Source organism: Nitratireductor sp. OM-1 (genome assembly GCF_003296175.1).
GTDB classification, from domain to species: Bacteria; Pseudomonadota; Alphaproteobacteria; order Rhizobiales; family Rhizobiaceae; genus Nitratireductor; species Nitratireductor aquimarinus.
On record NZ_CP029209.1, the window covers coordinates 376,471 to 391,759 of the forward strand.

Genomic DNA, 15,289 nt, shown 5'->3' on the forward strand with positions numbered 1-15,289 from the left:
GATGACGCGGCTAACTCATTCGAATGACATGTTCGTGACGGCTTGCGATACCGGCGGGCAGCACCTTTCCGTCGGCATGAACAAGGCGGCCGCGCGAGAAGGTGGCGTGGACCTGCCCCACGCCCGTTGAAGACGCGACAAGCATGTCGGCGCGCAGTCCCACACGGATTTCGCCGCGGTCCAGAAGGCCAAGCGCACGTGCAGGGTTGAACGATGTCAGGCGCGCAGCGCCAGCCAGCCCGTCGGGGTCGGTCTCTGCCAGCACCAGAACCGCCGGCAGCATGGCGGAGGGGTGATAGTCGGCGGCGAGCAGGTCGAGCACGCCGGAAGCATGGGCTTCCCGTGCCGAGAGATTGCCCGAATAGGACTGGCCGCGCAGTGCGTTGGGTGCGCCCATGGCGTTCAGCATGCCACGTCGATGAGCTTCCCGGGCGGCCTCAAGCGTTACCGGAAATTCGCTGATCTTGATCCCGAGCTGCTCCATCAGCGTCACTTTTTCGACCGTGTCATCATCATGGCTGGCCACGGGCACGCCATGCATGGCGCAATACTGGGTAATGGCGCGCAGTGTGGCGATCATGTCGCCGGCCGTTTCCTGCCGGTCCCTGATGCGCTGTTGCAGCTGCTCGGCAGCGGCTTCAAGCGAGATGCCCTTGTTGCGGGAGATGTTGGCCGCCTGAAGCTCCAGATCACGATACTGTCCCTGACCGGGCGTGTGGTCACAGAGCGAGACCAGATCCACCGAACCTTCGCTGACCAGTTCCTTGACCACCGAAAGGGCAGCGGGAAACGTCACTTCGAAACGGGCGTGAACGCGATGATCGATGAGCAGGTTTGGCCGTGCGGAGACGACGGCGCGGATCAGTTTGCTGGTGAAGTCGTAGGAACGCATATGCCCGTAGGCCGAGCCCGGAGCGAAGGACAGCGAGGCATAGGCGGTGGTGATGCCGGATGTCGCCAGCTTAATGTCGAGGTCGCGCAGCCCCATGTCCATGGGCATGCGCACGCCGGGGCGGGGCTCCATCTCGCGCTCGATCATGTCGCCATGCATGTCGATCATGCCGGGCAGTAAGAGAAGGCCATTGCCTTCCATGTCTGCGCCGGAAACCGGGGTTTCGCTGATCTCTGCGATCAGACCGTCTTCGATGCGCAGGGCGCCCCTGTCGATGACGCGGTCTGCAAGTACGATACGGAAATCAGAGAGCCACATGGTCTTCTTCCTTGGTGAGCTGGTCTGCGACGACTTTGGTATTGAGATTGATTTCACGGTCGATCAATGCGGCGACATCGCCGGGATGATGGAAAACGCCGATGATGGCGACGCCGTGCGCTTTCAGATCGGAGAGGCGACGCACCAGCGCCTCGCGCGCGCCGGCGTCGAGCGATGCCGTCGGCTCATCCAGCAAAAGCAAACGCTGCGGCAGGATGAGGGCGCGGGCCAGATTGACCTTCTGCTGCTCGCCGCCCGAGAAGGTGCTGGGATAGGCGCGCCAGAGCTCTGGCCGGACACCGAACTGGTCGAGCCAGTGGCGGGCCTGATCCAGCGCTTCCTCCTGTGCGATGCCCGCAAGGCGAAGCGGTTCGGCAACGATGTCCTGCGCCGCGACGCGCGGGCGGGCGTTCAGGAACTGGGTGACGAAGCCGATTTCCTCGCGACGCAGCAGGGAAATGTCGACATCTGCCGCATTGGCAAGGTCGATTTCACCATGGCCGGAGCGGTACCAGACATGGCCGCCAACGGGCAGATAGCTTCGCCAGATGGTGCGCAGCAATGTCGATTTGCCAGCGCCGTTGTGGCCGCGAAGCAGCAGGAATTCGCCCTCGTGGAGGTCGAAGCTCACGTCTTCGAAGGCATGCAGCGCGCTGTCGAGGTGATACATGCGGAAGGTCTTGGTGAGGCCTTCGACACGCAGCAATGGAGTGGTCGTCATGGTCTCATCCTAGAGTTTAGCGTGCACAAGCTGTTGCGTGTAGGGGTGCTGCGGGTCCTGAAAGATCTGGTCGGCCAGCCCCTGTTCGACCACCTGCCCATGGCGCATGACCATGACGCGGTCGGCCATGGTGCGGATGACGCCGAGATCGTGACTGACCAGAACCATGGTGATTTTGCGGTCACGCTGGAGACGCTTGAGCGTGTCGAGAACCAGAGCCTGAACCGATACGTCGAGGCCCGTGGTTGGTTCATCGAGCAGGAGCAGCGCCGGCTCAAGCGCGATGGCCTTGGCCAGCTGCACGCGCTGCTGCATGCCGCCCGAAAGCTCGATCGGCCGCGCATCCATGCGCTCCAGGGGAACTCCGAAGCATCGAGCGCCTCGCGGGCTCTGGCGCGCAACACATCGAAGCTGCGTTCGCCGGCAATCAGAAGTCGCTCTGCAACATTGCCGCTTGAGGACTGGCGCATGAGCAGGCCGAGATGCGGGTTCTGATAGACGATGCCGATATGGCGGGCGCAGAGCATGCGCCGCTGATAGCGGGTGAGGTCGAACAGATTGCCGTCCTCGCGGTCAGGCAGGCGCAGCCGGTAGTCGCCGGTATCGGGCGTGTCTTCGAGGTTCATCATGCGCAGAAGCGTGGACTTTCCCGAACCGCTTTCCCCGACAATGCCCATGACTTCGCCGGGATAGACCGTGGCGTCCACGTCGCGCAGGGCGCGCACATCGCCAAAGCTCCTGGAGATGTTGTTCATGGTCAAAAGCGGTCTTGCCCGCATCAGGCGCGGGGCCTCGCGCTCAAGCGCGGCAGGCGTGAGATCAAGGCTCATGCTGAATACTCCCCGTCGCGGTACCAGGTCTCACCGATCTCGGTCGGTGCGCCTTCCGCCTGTTGAATGGCCTTGATGCCAAGATTGCTGTCGGAGACCTCGAAGGTCGATCCGCCATCATCCTGCGGAATCTCGTTCATGAAATAGCCGGAGAGGCCCGAACGGCGGCAGGTGAGATGTGCGTGTTCTTCCACCTGATAGGGGCGGTCGGAGAACACCAGCGGTTCGACGCGGGTAAAGGGCGGAACGGCGAAGAGGCGTTTTTCGCGGCCTGCCGAGAGGAAGGTCAGATGCTTTGCCATGTTCAGCTTGGGCACGTCCCAGCGCGGGATGGGCGAGGGCGTCATCACGTGGCGGCCATTGACCATGCTCGGATAGGCTGCGCCCTGCATGATCCGGCCCTTGCGCACGATCTGCTCATAAAGCGTGAGCCAGAGTTTTCCGTAGTCGGCGTCCGCATGCATCTGCCGTGCAATGGACATGTTGGGCTCAACGCCGCGCAGCGGCTCCGGATTGGGAACCTGGAGGACGAGGATCTGATCCTCGCGCATGACCTCTTCCGGCACGCGGTGGCGGGACTGGACAATCGAGGCGGAGAGCGTGTCCCAGGTTTCTGCAGCGCCGGACACGCGGGAGATGAAGCGGCGGATCGACGCCGCGTTGACGCCATCATCCGCGCCCTGGTCGATGACCTTCACGGTCGAAGCCGGGTTGACGAGGGTGAGCGTGACCTGAAGGCCGCCCGTTCCCCAGCCGCGCGCCATGGGCACTTCGCGGCTCGCATAGGGCATCTGGCATCCCGGCACGGCGATGGCCTTGAGCATCTTGCGGCGCAGTTCGCGTTTGGCCGACGCGTCGAGAAAGCCGTAGCTGGTTGCGGCCCAGTCCTTTGTGAGAGAGGCAAGGCTCATTCTGCTGGCTCCATCTGGCGGGTTTCTGCCGGCGCAGCATCGGCTGCAGTTTTTTTCGCCCTGGCGTCTCGCATCGCGTCGAGCACCGACTGAAAGGTCACGTAGTGCGGCAGCTTGAAGTGGATGCAAAAGCCCGAGGCTTCCACGCTTTCGGTGTGGTAGAGGTAGAACTCTTCATGCACGGCCGAGCCTACCGGGGCTTCGGCCGAATTCAGATCGAGCGTTGCTGCGGCGATGACCTTGACCTCGTTCCAGCCGAAGGTCGCGGCGAAGCCGAGTTCGATATAGCCGCCCTTTTCCTTGGACGTCACTTCGGCCTGGCTGACGCGCACGCGCCCGGCTGAGAACTCCGTGCCGCGCGGGTGGCGCACCACCACATTGGCTTCGCCGAGGCGCAGCTCGTTGACGGTCGGGTGGGCATTGCCATATCCGCGCATGGCGGCATAGCCGAGGGCGAGCACACCGCCGGTTTCTGCGCGGGCAAGGCTTTGCAGGCGATGGGCGCGCGACGCGGGAAAAAGAAGCGGCTCGCGCGTCAGGTCGGGAATGTCCTCCGGCGCGGTGTCCGGTTCGGTGGCCGGGGCGACCAGCCCCTGCTGACGCTGCCACTCGGCCAGAGAAGGCTGGCGTACAGGCGCCGGGGCCTCTGCGCTGTCGACCGGCGGAGGCGTGAAGGGTTTTCCTTCCAGCACGTCTGTTGCCAGAACACGGTGCGAATAATCCAGCGTCGGCCCGAGTATCTGCCCGCCGGGAATGTCCTTGAAGGCGGCGGAAATGCGGCGCTGCGTGAGCACTTCATCCTGCTGCACGGGACGGGCGATGGCGAGGCGCGGCTGGGTGGTGCGCCAGGCGCGCAGAACCAGCACGGCTTCGGAAAGCTCACCGCCGGTCTGCGCCAGCGCGAGCGCCGCGAGTTCCTCATCATAAAGCGAGGCTTCGCCCATCACGCGGTCGACCAGATAGGGCATGGTTTTGCGGATCGTGTCGACGCGGGCCGCGTCGATGGGGCCAAGGTCCTGACGGAACAGCCGTTCGGCCTGTTCGATGGCCTTTTCGCCACCACGGGTTGCCACATAGGCCATTCTAGAGAACCTCCACCTTGGTCGAGCGCGGGATGCCGATGACGGAACGGTCATCGACGAAAAAGCAGTCAAAGCCTTCCGGATAGGCGCAGAGCATTGCGCGCATGGCCCAGAAGGCCGGTGGCGCGTCGAGTGAGGTCTCTGTTGGCTCTTCAATGCCGGGGCCGCTGAGCCGCAGGCGCTGGCCTGCGTGCCGGGCGGCGACGATCAGCGTCGCGCCATCATCGGGGTAAAGGGGACTGCCGCAGCGAAGCTGGGCGATCTGGTCCGCAGCGTTTTCGAGCGACGACAGGAAAACGTGGTCGGCCCGCGAAACATCACCTGTGACGAGCGCTCCGCTGGCGGAGACGGCCTCGCGCAGGTCCGGCGTATCGGCAAACACGGTGCATTCGAGATCCACCAGTGTTTCGGCAATGCCGGCAAGGCCGGCCTCCGGCATCACGCGGGCATCGCCCGGGCGCGACAGCGCCCACATGAGCGCCTGGAATGTGGAATTGCAGCGCAGTTCAATGGCGTCGGGTGGTGCAACGGTCAACATCAGAAGGTCTCCATTTCGACGCGCGTGGCTTCCACCTGACGCATGCGTTCCTCATCGACGGCTGCGAGATGCGCTTGTTCTTCGGCGAGCAGAGTGGCGGTGGCTGTTTCCTGCCCGAATGCGGCGATGCGCAGGTCAATGACGGCCATTGCCATGGCGCGTTCGAGATCGCGGCCGGTCACCATGCCGTAACCGATGTTACCGGCTTCGTCGGCAATGTGGGCTTCGCTGACCAGCACTTCGCCCAGATGGAAATCCACATTCTGGACCGTGTCCCTCATCGGCACCATAACGAGGCCGGTGCGGTTGGCGATGACGGTGATTTCGCCCATCTCTTCAAGCAGGATTTCGGCATGCTGTTTGAGCCGGTCGGGGCGGGCGCGGGCGAGAATGTCGAGCGTCGCGGGGTGATCGCTGTCACCGGGTGGAAATGTATCAGTCATCGGAAGGTCTTTCGGTGGTCATGACGGTCGGCTGGTCTGCTTCGAAGGTGAACTGCACACGATCGCCAGCCCATACGGCCTCGGAGAAGCTGATGGGGCGTCCGTCGAGATCGGCGTCCACTTTCTGGACGACCAAAACGGATTGCCCCGGGCGCATCATCAGCATGGCGGCCTCCCGTTCGGAGGCGATGCGGGTCAGGACAGTGGTGCTCTGGCGCCGGTAGTCGGTGATGCCGTAGCTGCGATAGACATCGGTTATCGACCGGGTGTCGCGCCGGCGTTCCAGCAGATCCGGGAAGCGCGTGGCATCGTAATAGGCCCAGCCCGTGCTGATCGGCAGATCATTGGCGAACCCGCGCCAGGAGCGGGCGAAGACGGGAGCCTCCGCAGCGATCTTCAAGGCCGCAGCCACACGGGTGCTGGCAGGAATTTTCATTTCTGAAAGGGTTTCGCCCGAGGCGGTGAGGCCCTGGGACAGGAGATTCTCGCGAAAACGCGTTCGCTCGCCAATCACGTAGTTGAGCAAGGGCGCGCGTTCCACGAAAGTGCCGCGCCCGTGTTCAACACGCAGCTTGCCTTCTGTCACCAGTGCTGCCAATGCTTTGCGCAGAGAGTGACGGCGCGCACCATAGAGCACGCAGAGCTCGGGTTCAGACGGCAGTTTCGTATCCGCTGCCAGCCTGCCCGAGATGATTTCTTCGCTGATCCTGTCCCGGGTTTCCTCCCAGGAGTATCCTTGATTTCGCATAGCACCAACTCATTCGAATGAGGCGGTTCTAGCGAAACCCAATGACACGTGCGTGACGGTCAGAAGGTTGTCAGGGAGCCTGGGTAGGGAGAGCGGAAAACGGCATTGAGATAGCTGAAGAAGGGGATACTGCTGGGTGGCAGCCCATGCATCTGTCTTCGCTTATTTTCAAAGCTGCGGTTCGGCCGCGACGAGACCTCTTGCCACAAGGTCAGCCCATTCGCCCGCATCCGTTTCCGAGGCGATGAGGTCGTTGCGGATCTCGATCTCGACGCAGGGAATGCCGCGCTTCTCGCCATGAACCGGCACCGCATAGTCGGTGGCGTCGCTGACTGCATAGGGCTGGTTGCTGCCCACGCACAGATCCGTGTTCTTGCGAAACCAGTCAAGCATCGCCGGTGACAGTGTTTTGTCCCGATTGAACAGAATGCCGATTTCCCAAGGGCGGCTCTTCCCCAGAAACACCGGTGTGAAGGAGTGGATCGTGACCAGCCGGGTCTTGCGGCCTGCTTTCGTGCGTTCGTCCAGCGCCGCCGAGACGGCGTTGTGGAAGGGCCAGAAGATCTCGTTGGCGCGCATGTTGCGGTCGCTCGCGGAGAGGTTCCTGTTGGCCGGGACTTCTGTGCCCTCGCTGACTTCCGGCGCGAAGGTGGCGACATCGGGCTGGCGGTTGCAGTCGCAGACAAGCCGAGAATAGCGCTGCGTGTAAAGCGGCGCGTTCAGAAGCTCAGACAGTTTTTTCGCCACCGAAAGCGCACCGATATCCCAGGCGATGTGGCGCTTGAGATCCGTCTTTGAAAGCCCCATCGTGCCGAGACTCTGCGGAATGCGCCGCCCCGCATGTTCGCAGATGATGAAGTAATCCGACCCGGCGGATTCGTTGAATGTCTCCAGAGGGTGCGGCTCGTGCGCCGCAAGGACCCGAAGAGGGGCGGTTTCATTCAAATCGGACACGCAGATGCCTCCCGCAAATTTTGTATGAAATCGTACAAATCCATTTGTTTTATTGCAAGATGTATCTTTTTGTTGACGCTGGTCCTGCCGCCGCCATATCGTTGGGTCAACAACAGGGGAGCGAGTTTGTCGTGAGTGACACGCCGGTTATCGAGGCTTCGGGCCTTGCGAAACGGTTTGGCGGGCTCTTGGCCGTCGATGGATACGATTTGCAACTCGACAGGGGGGATCTTGTCGGGCTGATCGGGCCGAATGGCGCGGGCAAGACGACGGCTTTCAATCTTCTGACGGGGGTGCTCAGGCCGTCATCCGGCAGGATTTCCGTGAACGGTGCGGACATGACCGGACAGCCGCCACACATGATGGCGCGCGCCGGGCTCGCGCGAACGTTTCAGAATATCCGCCTGTTCGAGGATCTGAGCGTGCTCGAGAATGTCATGTGCGGCGGGCATATGCGCCACTCGGCGAGCACACTCGCCACAATGCTTCAATTGCCGTCCTTCTGGCGCGCGGAAGAGACGCTACGCCAGATGAGCCGTGACATCGTCGACCGGATTGGCCTCAGCGCCTTTGCGCAGCAGCGCGCGGGCGATCTTTCCTATGGCGATCAGCGACGGGTGGAAATTGGCCGGGCGCTCGCGGGCGAGCCTGCAGCACTGCTTCTTGACGAGCCGGCCGCCGGTCTCAACCCGTCCGAGACGAGCGATCTCGTTTCCTTCATTCGCCAGGTCAATGCGGAGTTCGGGATCGCTGTTCTGGTGGTCGAGCACGACATGCATCTGGTGATGGGGCTTTGCGACCGCATTCAGGTTCTCAACCGCGGCAAGCTCATTGCAGAGGGTTCCCCGCAGGAGGTGCAGAAGGATCCGGCGGTCATCGAGGCGTATCTCGGCACCGGACGCAAGGAGAAGGCCCATGCTTGAGGTGCGCGATCTCAATGTCTATCGCGGCGCGACACATGTGCTAAAAGGCGTGTCGTTCGATGTGCGGCAGGGGCAGCTTGCGGCGCTGATCGGAGCGAATGGCGCAGGCAAATCGACCACGCTTCTGACACTCTCGGGGCTTCTTCGCCCGCGCTCCGGCAGCGCTACCCTCAGGACCGACGGCGCGGAGCTGGATCTGACCCGGCTCTCATCGGAAAAGATCGTTCGCGCGGGGCTGATCCATTGCCCGGAGGGGCGGCAGATCTTTCAGTCGCTCAGCGTTGCGGAAAACCTGGACATGGGCGCTTACACACAGCGCGACCGCGCCGAGGTGCGCCGCACGATGGAGGAGGTGCACACGCTTTTCCCCATTCTGGCGGAGCGGGCCAATGTGGCGGCCGGCTCGCTTTCCGGTGGTGAGCAGATGATGGTTGCCATCGGCCGGGCGCTTCTCGCCAAGCCGAAAATGCTGTTGCTCGACGAGCCATCTCTTGGCCTCGCGCCGCTGGTGGTGGAAACGATTTTCGACGTGATCCAGCGGCTGAAATCCACCGGCGTCACCATTCTTCTGATCGAGCAGAACGCGGCTATGGCGCTGGAGATCGCAGACGCCGCCCATGTCATGGAAAACGGGAGCATCGTCTTGTCGGGAACGGGTGAGGAACTCGCCAGCAATGACCGTGTGCGCCAGTCCTATCTGGGGGTGGCGGCATGAGCCAGTATCTGTTTCAGCAAATCATCAACGGTCTGGCGCTGGGCAGTCTCTACGCGCTCGTCGCCATCGGGTTTTCGATGATCTACGGCATTGTCCGGTTGATCAATTTTGCCCATGGCGACCTCGTGATGATAGGGGCTTTTTCCACCCTTGCGCTTGTGACGGCCGGTGTGCCCTGGCCGCTGATCCTGGTCTTCGTTCTGGCCATCGGCGCGATTGCCGGCATGACCATCGAGACCATCGTTTTTCGGCCGATACGCGGCGCAAGCCAGGTAACGGGCTTCATCGCCACACTGGCGGTTTCGATTGCCATTCAAAACAGCGCGCTGATGATCCTCTCCGGGCAGCCGCGCAATTTCCTCTTTCCCGCCTTCATGCGCCAGCGCGTGGGTTTTGGCGGCGTGAACGCCTCGCTGACGGACATCGCCATCATCGTTCTGACGCTTCTTCTGATCGGCGGTCTCTTCCTCGTGGTTTACCGCACGCGGCTTGGCCGGGCGATGCGCGCAACGGCGGAAAACCTGACGGCGGCGCGCCTGATGGGCGTGGCGGTGAACCGCACGATCCTCGCCGCCTTCGCCATCGGCAGCGCGCTTGCCGCCGTCTCCGGCCTGTTCTGGGGTGGCAAGTTCGGGCAGATCGATCCGCTGCTTGGCTTCGTGCCCGGCCTGAAGGCCTTTGTCGCCTGCGTGATCGGCGGCGTCGGCTCCATCGGCGGGGCCATGCTGGGAGGCTATATTCTCGGGCTTTCGGAAGTGCTGTTCGTGGGGCTCCTGCCACAGGAGTTCTCCGGCTACCGGGACACGTTCGTCTTTCTGCTGCTGATCGTGATCCTGCTCATCCGGCCCTCCGGCCTGTTCGTTCGCCAGACCGAGGAGCGCGCCTGACATGCCGACGCCTTCGCAAACCACGTCCGTGGCGGAAACCGCTTCGGCTCCGACAACGCCACGCAGCGGATTTGTCGTCGCCATTCTCACAATCCTTGTAGCTGCGGCGGCCGTGTGGGCCGCACAGCAGGGGCTGAACAGCTATCTCGTCACGCTGCTGGCGCTCCTGTTTATCAATGCAGCGCTCGCCGTGTCGCTGACATTGACCAATGGCCTGACCGGACTGTTTTCGCTCGGCCATCCCGCGTTCATGACCATCGGGGCCTATGTGGCCGCGATCCTGACATTCTCGGCACGGCGCAAGGGCTCCATGCTTCCGGGTTTGCCGGACTGGCTGGCTTCGACAGAGCTCTCCATGTTCCCGGCGCTCCTGATTGCAGGTCTTGCCGGCGGGCTGGTCGCGCTTGCCATCGGCTGGGCGGTGCTGCGCCTCAAGGGGCATTATCTCGCGGTCGCAACGCTTGGTCTCATCATCGTGGTGCAGGGGCTTGCGACCAATTGGGATGGCATCACGCGCGGCGGCGCGGGCCTGAGCGGCCTGCCGCGTCACGTGGATATCTGGTGGGCGCTGGGCTTCCTCGTCATCGTCGTCGCCATTACGTGGCGGGTGAAATTTTCCTCGCTCGGACGGGCGATGATGGCGGTGCGGGAGAATGAACTCGCAGCCTCCTGCAGCGGCATCAACGCCGCGCGGCTAAAAATCCTCGCCTTCGTGATCGGCGCGGTGATGGCCGCTATTGCCGGTGCGATGCTCGCCCATCTCATCAGCGTTGTGACGCCGAAAACCTATTCCGTCCTGCTGGCCTTCAACATCGTGGTCATGGTGGTGATCGGCGGATCGGGCAGCATCACCGGTGCGCTCGTTGCGGCAACCGCTATTACGGTTCTCTCCGAGGCGCTGCGCCCGGTGGAGGAAAGCATAGGTCTTTATGGTATGAGCCAGGTCATCGTGGCGCTGTGCCTGATCGTGGTTCTTTATCTCAAGCCGGGCGGGCTGTTCGGCAGCGGCGAGCCCGCTTTCGTGCGCCGTCTGTTCAGCGGAAGGAAAACGCAATGAGCGCACCGCGCCAGCAGGATATTTTCGAGACGCGGGCGCAGCCATTGCGCCGGGAGCGCACCGGGCTTCTGGTCATCGATGTGCAGAACTGGGTGATGGACGAGGCGAACCGCCAGCCACGCCCGGAATTCTACGCGGCCGCGCGCGGTGAGGTCATTCCCAACATCGCAAGGCTCATCGATGCGACGCGCACCCGCGGCGTGGAAGTCATCTACACGGTGATGGAGAACTATACCGAGGACGGGCGAGACCGCAGCCTTGATTACAAGCTGTCGAACTTCTTCATTCCAAAGGGCTCGGTCGATGCGCAGGTGATCGACGAAGTCGCCCCGCGCGGCGACGAAATGGTCATCCCGAAGACTTCATCGAGCCTCTTCAATTCGACGAATTTCGAGTATCTGGTGCGCAATATCGGGCTCGATACGATCATCGTCACCGGGTTCCTGACGGATCAGTGTGTTGACCACACCATTCGTGACGGCGCTGACCGCGGATTTCACATGATCTGCGTTTCGGATGGATGCGCGACCGATACGCAGGCGCGGCATGTTTCCGCGCTCAACGCCTTCAAGGGCTATTGTCGCATGGAGACGACGGACAGTCTGATTGCCGCCGTGGAGCGCGATATCGTCTCCGGCTGATGAGACGCGGTGACTGGGAGGAGTGACGGGGAGGCGCGGTGCGTCTCCCCGTTTGCATCAAAAGGATCAGTAGGCCTGCCGGTATTTCGCGCATTGCTCTTCTGGCGAAAGGTCTTTCATCAGCTCCGCCTCGAAGCGCTTGTGTGCAACATAGGCGGAAACAAGCTCCTCACCGAAAAGCGGACGCAGCGCAGTCGCGCCTTCAAACAGGTCGAGGGCGGCATCGAGCGACTGCGGAAGCCTGACGATGCCAAGCGCCTGACGTTCGTTCTCCGTCAGATGCTGCGGGGGCTGGCGGCATACCTGCGGTGCTTCCATCGCCTCGTCCAGACCGTGGAGACCGGCAGCCACCAGCGCGCCCAGCACCATGTAGGGGCTGGCTGCGGCGTCGGCGGCGCGGAATTCGAAATGGAACTGCTTCGATATGTCGACACCGGCGCCGGGGAACACCGGGCATATGCGCAGACCCGCCTCGCGGTCGCGCTCGCCCAGATTGTTGTAGGCCGCGCTCCAGCGGTCCGGCGTCAGGCGCAGATAGGAAATGCTTGAGGCCGCTGTCACTGCGGTGATGGCGGGCATCAGGGCGAGGATGCCGGACAGGAAGCTCGCTGCTTTCGCGGATACTGCATTCGGGGCTGAAGGGTCGTGGTTCACCGGCGCGCCGGTCTCGGCGTCCAGCAGCCCGAAATGAACGTGGACGCCATTGCCCACGGCATCCGGCCGCAGGATCGGCGTGAAACTTGCGCGGTGGCCGAAATGCTGCGCAACGGCGCGCGCGATTTCGCGCACGGCAACGGCGTGATCGGCGGAGCGCTCGTCATCGGCCGGGCCGACCGTGACTTCATACTGCATCGGCCCGTATTCGGGCATGAACGTATCGATCTCCAGCCCGGCCTCCTTGAGCGCGCCCAGATAGGTTTCGGCGAACTGCCCCTGACGGCGGAATGAATCGAGCGCGTAACTCGAATTGGGGCGCTCCTCCATGCCTTCGAGCAGGAACTCGTGCTCGAAGGCGGCCTTGAGGCGCAGGCCGTGTCGGGTTTCAAGCTCATGTAGCATGCGCTTGAGAAAACTGCGGGGACACACGCTCCACGGCGTGCCGTCGAGGTTCATGATATCGCCCATGATGAAATGGCTGGCTGCTGCATCCGGTCCGAAGTCGACGCGAACGCGCGAAGCCGGGTCCGGCGTCAGCACCGTGTCGCCATAGGGCCCCCATGGGGTTGGGGCGATCGGGCCGTGCGCGGTGATCATGCTGTTGGTCGGTGTCCAGCCGATGCCCTTGCGCAGCCTCGCCTCCAGATCCGAAGCAGGAAAGCCCTTGCCACGAACCTGCCCGGCAAGATCGGCGGTGCAAAGCATGACGATTTCTTCGCGTTTCATCGAACCCCTCATTTTCGTTTTGATTTGCTCCGTTCCTGACTGAACGTGCCTTCGGCGAGCCGGGTGCGCAGGTCTTCGAGCGTTTCGAAGCGTGTCCGCCCGGCTGTGTCCGCCTTGCTGGCTGCAGCGCCGACCAGCGCTTCGGCGACCCCCATGCCGATGGTCAGAACGTCGAAAATCGACGGCGATTCCACCGGGAAGGTCAGAACGAGATCGGCCGAACGGGCAGCCGGCGACTGCCAGATATCGGTCAGGAGGATAACGGTTGCGCCGCGCTTGGAGGCGGCATGGGTGAACTGCACCACATCGTCCTGGTAGCGGCGCACATCCAGAACGACCAGAACGCTGCCCCGGCCCATGTCGAGCAGGAACTGCGGCCAGGTCTGGGTCTGCCCGCTGATCGGATGAATGCGCCCGCGTATTGCCGAAAGCAGGTCGCCCATATAACGCGCCACATGGGAGGAATAGCGACCGCCGAGCAGGTGAATGTCGCGCTTGGGGTCTGCTAGAAGTGCTGCAGCCCGGTCGAACTCCTTCTCGGGAATAAGATCCGGAAGGCTACGAAAATACTCCGCCATGCGGTCGCTGGTGCGCGCGAGATAGGATTCGTCGGTGGCTGCATCGCGCACCTTGCGCTCACCAAAGCGCAGCAGGGGCGATTGCAGGCTCTCTTCAATGTGGCTGCGCAGCGCTTCCTGAAATTCGGCGTAGACCGGGAAACCAAGGCGCTTGACCAGCCGCAGCACCGTGGCGGTGCTGACGCCGCTCTGCTCGGCAAATTCAGCGACCGTGGTGAGGCCTGCCATCGGATAATTGGCGATCAGGTGTCGCGCGGCGCGCGCTTCGCGGCTGCTGAGTTCGGGCAGCGCCCGGCGCAGATCCTCCAAAACGTTCATAGCTTCTGCTCCGCTTCCCGTCGCGCATTTCCCGAATGTATCAAATCAGACAAAATAGCCATTTGGAAGAAAAAATGTATCATTCGATTGACGTTCTCCAATTGCAGAGTCATGCTGATGACATCGCATGAGCCTTCCCGGGGCACCTTGCGTCAGAGGGTGACATTCAACAAGAAGCAGGGAGATTGGCATGAAACACTTGATTGCCGCATCGGTGGCTTTGGCCGCCGTTATGGGCGCGGCCAACGCGCAGGAAACCATCAAGATCGGTGCGCTCTACAATGTAACTGGTGGAATGTCGTCACTCGACGGTCCATCGCTGAAGGGCGCACAGCTCGCTGTCAAGCAGATCAACGCCGATGGCGGTCTTCTGGGCAAGCAGATTGAATTGATCGCGCCGGACGGAAAGACGGATCAGCAGGAAACGGCAAAGGCCGCGCAGCGCCTTATCTCGGAAGGGGTCGTGGCCGGCATTGGCGAGTCCGACACCACTTTCGTCATGGCGGGCGCGCCGCTGTTCCAGGAAGCGGGCATCCCCTTCGTCACGTCGGGCGCAACGCATCCCGAACTGCCGCAATGGGTTGGCGATTACATGTTCATGGCGCCGTTTGGCGATGATGATCAGTCCTACGCCATCGCCGATTATGCCTATGATGAACTCGGCACCCGCAAGGTTGCGGTGTGGACCGACAATTCCATGGACTTCACCAAGGCGCTCAGCAAGTTCTTCGTCGAACGGTTCGAAGAGCGCGGCGGCGCGATTGTCGGGACCGACAGCTTCATGATGGGCGATACGGATTTCTCCGCACAGATTGCGCGTCTCGCCTCCATCGACCCCGCGCCCGACGCGGTGTTCGTTTCGGCGATCCCGTCCGAGGCCGGTCTCTCCGTGAAGCAGATCCGCGAGCAGGGCATCACCATGCCAATCGTTTCCGGTGACGGCTTCGACACGGAACTGGTGTCCACCGTTCCGGGGCCGGAGCTTGCTAACGATGTCTACTTCTCCACGCACACCTATCGCGCGGATGATCGTGATGAAGTGAAGGCGTTTATTGCGGACTACAAGGCCGAATATGGCATCGACCCGGAGAATGCCTTTGCGCCGCTCGGCTATGACGCGCTGATGCTGGTCGCGGATGCGATCCGTCGCGCTGACTCGGCGGAGCCGGCGAAGATCCGCGATGCGCTTGCCGAAACGCGCGGCTTCAAGGGCGTGACCGGCGAGATCAGCTACACGCGCGAAACCATGGTTCCGCCGAAGCCGGTATCGCTGATCAGCGTGCACAATGGCAAATACACGGTTGAGGAAATCTGGAAGCCAGAAACGGAATAGGATCTGGCGTGAAACGG

16 protein-coding genes and 1 pseudogene are annotated in these 15,289 nt (G+C 62.5%); 6 read left to right on the forward strand and 11 right to left on the reverse strand.

Annotated features, from left to right (window positions below):
• Positions 1–10 precede the first annotated feature (10 nt).
• The 9 genes and pseudogenes from DEJ54_RS20830 to DEJ54_RS20870 all read right to left on the reverse strand — a co-directional run bounded on the left by DEJ54_RS20830 (position 11) and on the right by DEJ54_RS20870 (position 7,437).
• Positions 11–1,210, reverse strand: coding sequence for an alpha-D-ribose 1-methylphosphonate 5-triphosphate diphosphatase (locus DEJ54_RS20830; protein ID WP_113156680.1), 1,200 nt, complete (start codon positions 1,208–1,210; stop codon positions 11–13).
• Entirely contained in the window at positions 1,197–1,931 is a 735-nt protein-coding gene (locus tag DEJ54_RS20835; RefSeq protein ID WP_206545043.1) for a phosphonate C-P lyase system protein PhnL, read from the reverse strand. The genes DEJ54_RS20830 and DEJ54_RS20835 overlap by 14 nt, the downstream gene beginning before the upstream one ends.
• Before the next feature lie 9 nt (positions 1,932–1,940).
• Positions 1,941–2,761, reverse strand: a pseudogene (locus DEJ54_RS20840) (ATP-binding cassette domain-containing protein).
• Complete coding sequence (locus DEJ54_RS20845; RefSeq protein ID WP_113156681.1) at positions 2,758–3,672, reverse strand: alpha-D-ribose 1-methylphosphonate 5-phosphate C-P-lyase PhnJ; 915 nt, start codon at positions 3,670–3,672, stop codon at positions 2,758–2,760. The pseudogene DEJ54_RS20840 and the gene DEJ54_RS20845 overlap by 4 nt, the downstream one beginning before the upstream one ends.
• A complete protein-coding gene (locus DEJ54_RS20850) occupies positions 3,669–4,754 on the reverse strand; it encodes a carbon-phosphorus lyase complex subunit PhnI (protein WP_113156682.1) in 1,086 nt (361 codons plus the stop codon). The genes DEJ54_RS20845 and DEJ54_RS20850 overlap by 4 nt, the downstream gene beginning before the upstream one ends.
• Before the next feature lies 1 nt (position 4,755).
• On the reverse strand, positions 4,756–5,292 hold the full coding sequence (gene phnH / locus DEJ54_RS20855; RefSeq protein ID WP_113156683.1) for a phosphonate C-P lyase system protein PhnH: 537 nt from the start codon (positions 5,290–5,292) through the stop codon (positions 4,756–4,758).
• Entirely contained in the window at positions 5,292–5,735 is a 444-nt protein-coding gene (phnG, locus tag DEJ54_RS20860; protein WP_113156684.1) for a phosphonate C-P lyase system protein PhnG, read from the reverse strand. The genes phnH and phnG overlap by 1 nt, the downstream gene beginning before the upstream one ends.
• The gene (phnF, locus tag DEJ54_RS20865; RefSeq protein WP_113156685.1) at positions 5,728–6,483 is read right to left on the reverse strand and encodes a phosphonate metabolism transcriptional regulator PhnF; all 756 of its coding nucleotides are present in this window, start codon (positions 6,481–6,483) and stop codon (positions 5,728–5,730) included. The genes phnG and phnF overlap by 8 nt, the downstream gene beginning before the upstream one ends.
• A 168-nt stretch (positions 6,484–6,651) precedes the next feature.
• Positions 6,652–7,437 carry an N-formylglutamate amidohydrolase gene (locus DEJ54_RS20870; RefSeq protein WP_245447854.1) on the reverse strand — a complete coding sequence of 262 codons (786 nt, stop codon included), beginning with the start codon at positions 7,435–7,437 and terminating at the stop codon, positions 6,652–6,654.
• Positions 7,438–7,568: 131 nt separating this feature from the next.
• Between DEJ54_RS20870 and DEJ54_RS20875 the strand changes: the two genes are divergently transcribed.
• From DEJ54_RS20875 to DEJ54_RS20895, 5 genes are read left to right on the forward strand one after another with little or no spacing between them, the layout of a single operon-like run.
• Positions 7,569–8,360 (forward strand): ABC transporter ATP-binding protein, encoded by a 792-nt coding sequence (locus DEJ54_RS20875; protein WP_245447855.1) that lies wholly within the window; start codon positions 7,569–7,571, stop codon positions 8,358–8,360.
• Positions 8,353–9,075, forward strand: a complete 723-nt coding sequence (locus DEJ54_RS20880) for an ABC transporter ATP-binding protein (protein ID WP_113156687.1) — start codon at positions 8,353–8,355, stop codon at positions 9,073–9,075. The genes DEJ54_RS20875 and DEJ54_RS20880 overlap by 8 nt, the downstream gene beginning before the upstream one ends.
• Positions 9,072–9,962 (forward strand): branched-chain amino acid ABC transporter permease, encoded by an 891-nt coding sequence (locus tag DEJ54_RS20885; RefSeq protein WP_113156688.1) that lies wholly within the window; start codon positions 9,072–9,074, stop codon positions 9,960–9,962. The genes DEJ54_RS20880 and DEJ54_RS20885 overlap by 4 nt, the downstream gene beginning before the upstream one ends.
• Position 9,963: 1 nt before the next feature.
• Positions 9,964–11,019 (forward strand): branched-chain amino acid ABC transporter permease, encoded by a 1,056-nt coding sequence (locus DEJ54_RS20890; RefSeq protein ID WP_113156689.1) that lies wholly within the window; start codon positions 9,964–9,966, stop codon positions 11,017–11,019.
• On the forward strand, positions 11,016–11,660 hold the full coding sequence (locus DEJ54_RS20895; RefSeq protein ID WP_113156690.1) for a cysteine hydrolase family protein: 645 nt from the start codon (positions 11,016–11,018) through the stop codon (positions 11,658–11,660). The genes DEJ54_RS20890 and DEJ54_RS20895 overlap by 4 nt, the downstream gene beginning before the upstream one ends.
• Positions 11,661–11,726: 66 nt before the next feature.
• Here DEJ54_RS20895 and DEJ54_RS20900 read toward each other — a convergent pair whose 3' ends face one another.
• Both DEJ54_RS20900 and DEJ54_RS20905 read right to left on the reverse strand, forming a co-directional pair.
• Positions 11,727–13,043: a glutamine synthetase family protein gene (locus tag DEJ54_RS20900; RefSeq protein ID WP_162742418.1), complete on the reverse strand. Its 1,317-nt coding sequence runs from the start codon at positions 13,041–13,043 to the stop codon at positions 11,727–11,729.
• Between the two features lie 8 nt (positions 13,044–13,051).
• Positions 13,052–13,939: a MurR/RpiR family transcriptional regulator gene (locus DEJ54_RS20905; protein ID WP_113156692.1), complete on the reverse strand. Its 888-nt coding sequence runs from the start codon at positions 13,937–13,939 to the stop codon at positions 13,052–13,054.
• A 190-nt stretch (positions 13,940–14,129) separates the two neighbouring features.
• Here DEJ54_RS20905 and DEJ54_RS20910 point away from each other — a divergent pair, with 190 nt between their 5' ends.
• On the forward strand, positions 14,130–15,272 hold the full coding sequence (locus DEJ54_RS20910) for an ABC transporter substrate-binding protein (RefSeq protein ID WP_113156693.1): 1,143 nt from the start codon (positions 14,130–14,132) through the stop codon (positions 15,270–15,272).
• Positions 15,273–15,289: the final 17 nt, after the last annotated feature.

Excerpts from the sequence above, each read along its gene's own strand:
- DEJ54_RS20845 (WP_113156681.1), bottom strand. The coding sequence starts at position 3,672 with ATGAGCCTTGCCTCTCTCACAAAGGACTGGGCCGCAACCAGCTACGGC.
- DEJ54_RS20910 (WP_113156693.1), top strand. The coding sequence starts at position 14,130 with ATGAAACACTTGATTGCCGCATCGGTGGCTTTGGCCGCCGTTATGGGC.
- DEJ54_RS20900 (WP_162742418.1), bottom strand. The coding sequence starts at position 13,043 with ATGAAACGCGAAGAAATCGTCATGCTTTGCACCGCCGATCTTGCCGGG.
- DEJ54_RS20830 (WP_113156680.1), bottom strand. The coding sequence starts at position 1,210 with ATGTGGCTCTCTGATTTCCGTATCGTACTTGCAGACCGCGTCATCGAC.
- DEJ54_RS20885 (WP_113156688.1), top strand. The coding sequence starts at position 9,072 with ATGAGCCAGTATCTGTTTCAGCAAATCATCAACGGTCTGGCGCTGGGC.
- phnF (WP_113156685.1), bottom strand. The coding sequence starts at position 6,483 with ATGCGAAATCAAGGATACTCCTGGGAGGAAACCCGGGACAGGATCAGC.
- DEJ54_RS20905 (WP_113156692.1), bottom strand. The coding sequence starts at position 13,939 with ATGAACGTTTTGGAGGATCTGCGCCGGGCGCTGCCCGAACTCAGCAGC.
- DEJ54_RS20890 (WP_113156689.1), top strand. The coding sequence starts at position 9,964 with ATGCCGACGCCTTCGCAAACCACGTCCGTGGCGGAAACCGCTTCGGCT.
- phnG (WP_113156684.1), bottom strand. The coding sequence starts at position 5,735 with ATGACTGATACATTTCCACCCGGTGACAGCGATCACCCCGCGACGCTC.
- DEJ54_RS20895 (WP_113156690.1), top strand. The coding sequence starts at position 11,016 with ATGAGCGCACCGCGCCAGCAGGATATTTTCGAGACGCGGGCGCAGCCA.
- phnH (WP_113156683.1), bottom strand. The coding sequence starts at position 5,292 with ATGTTGACCGTTGCACCACCCGACGCCATTGAACTGCGCTGCAATTCC.
- DEJ54_RS20835 (WP_206545043.1), bottom strand. The coding sequence starts at position 1,931 with ATGACGACCACTCCATTGCTGCGTGTCGAAGGCCTCACCAAGACCTTC.
- DEJ54_RS20850 (WP_113156682.1), bottom strand. The coding sequence starts at position 4,754 with ATGGCCTATGTGGCAACCCGTGGTGGCGAAAAGGCCATCGAACAGGCC.
- DEJ54_RS20880 (WP_113156687.1), top strand. The coding sequence starts at position 8,353 with ATGCTTGAGGTGCGCGATCTCAATGTCTATCGCGGCGCGACACATGTG.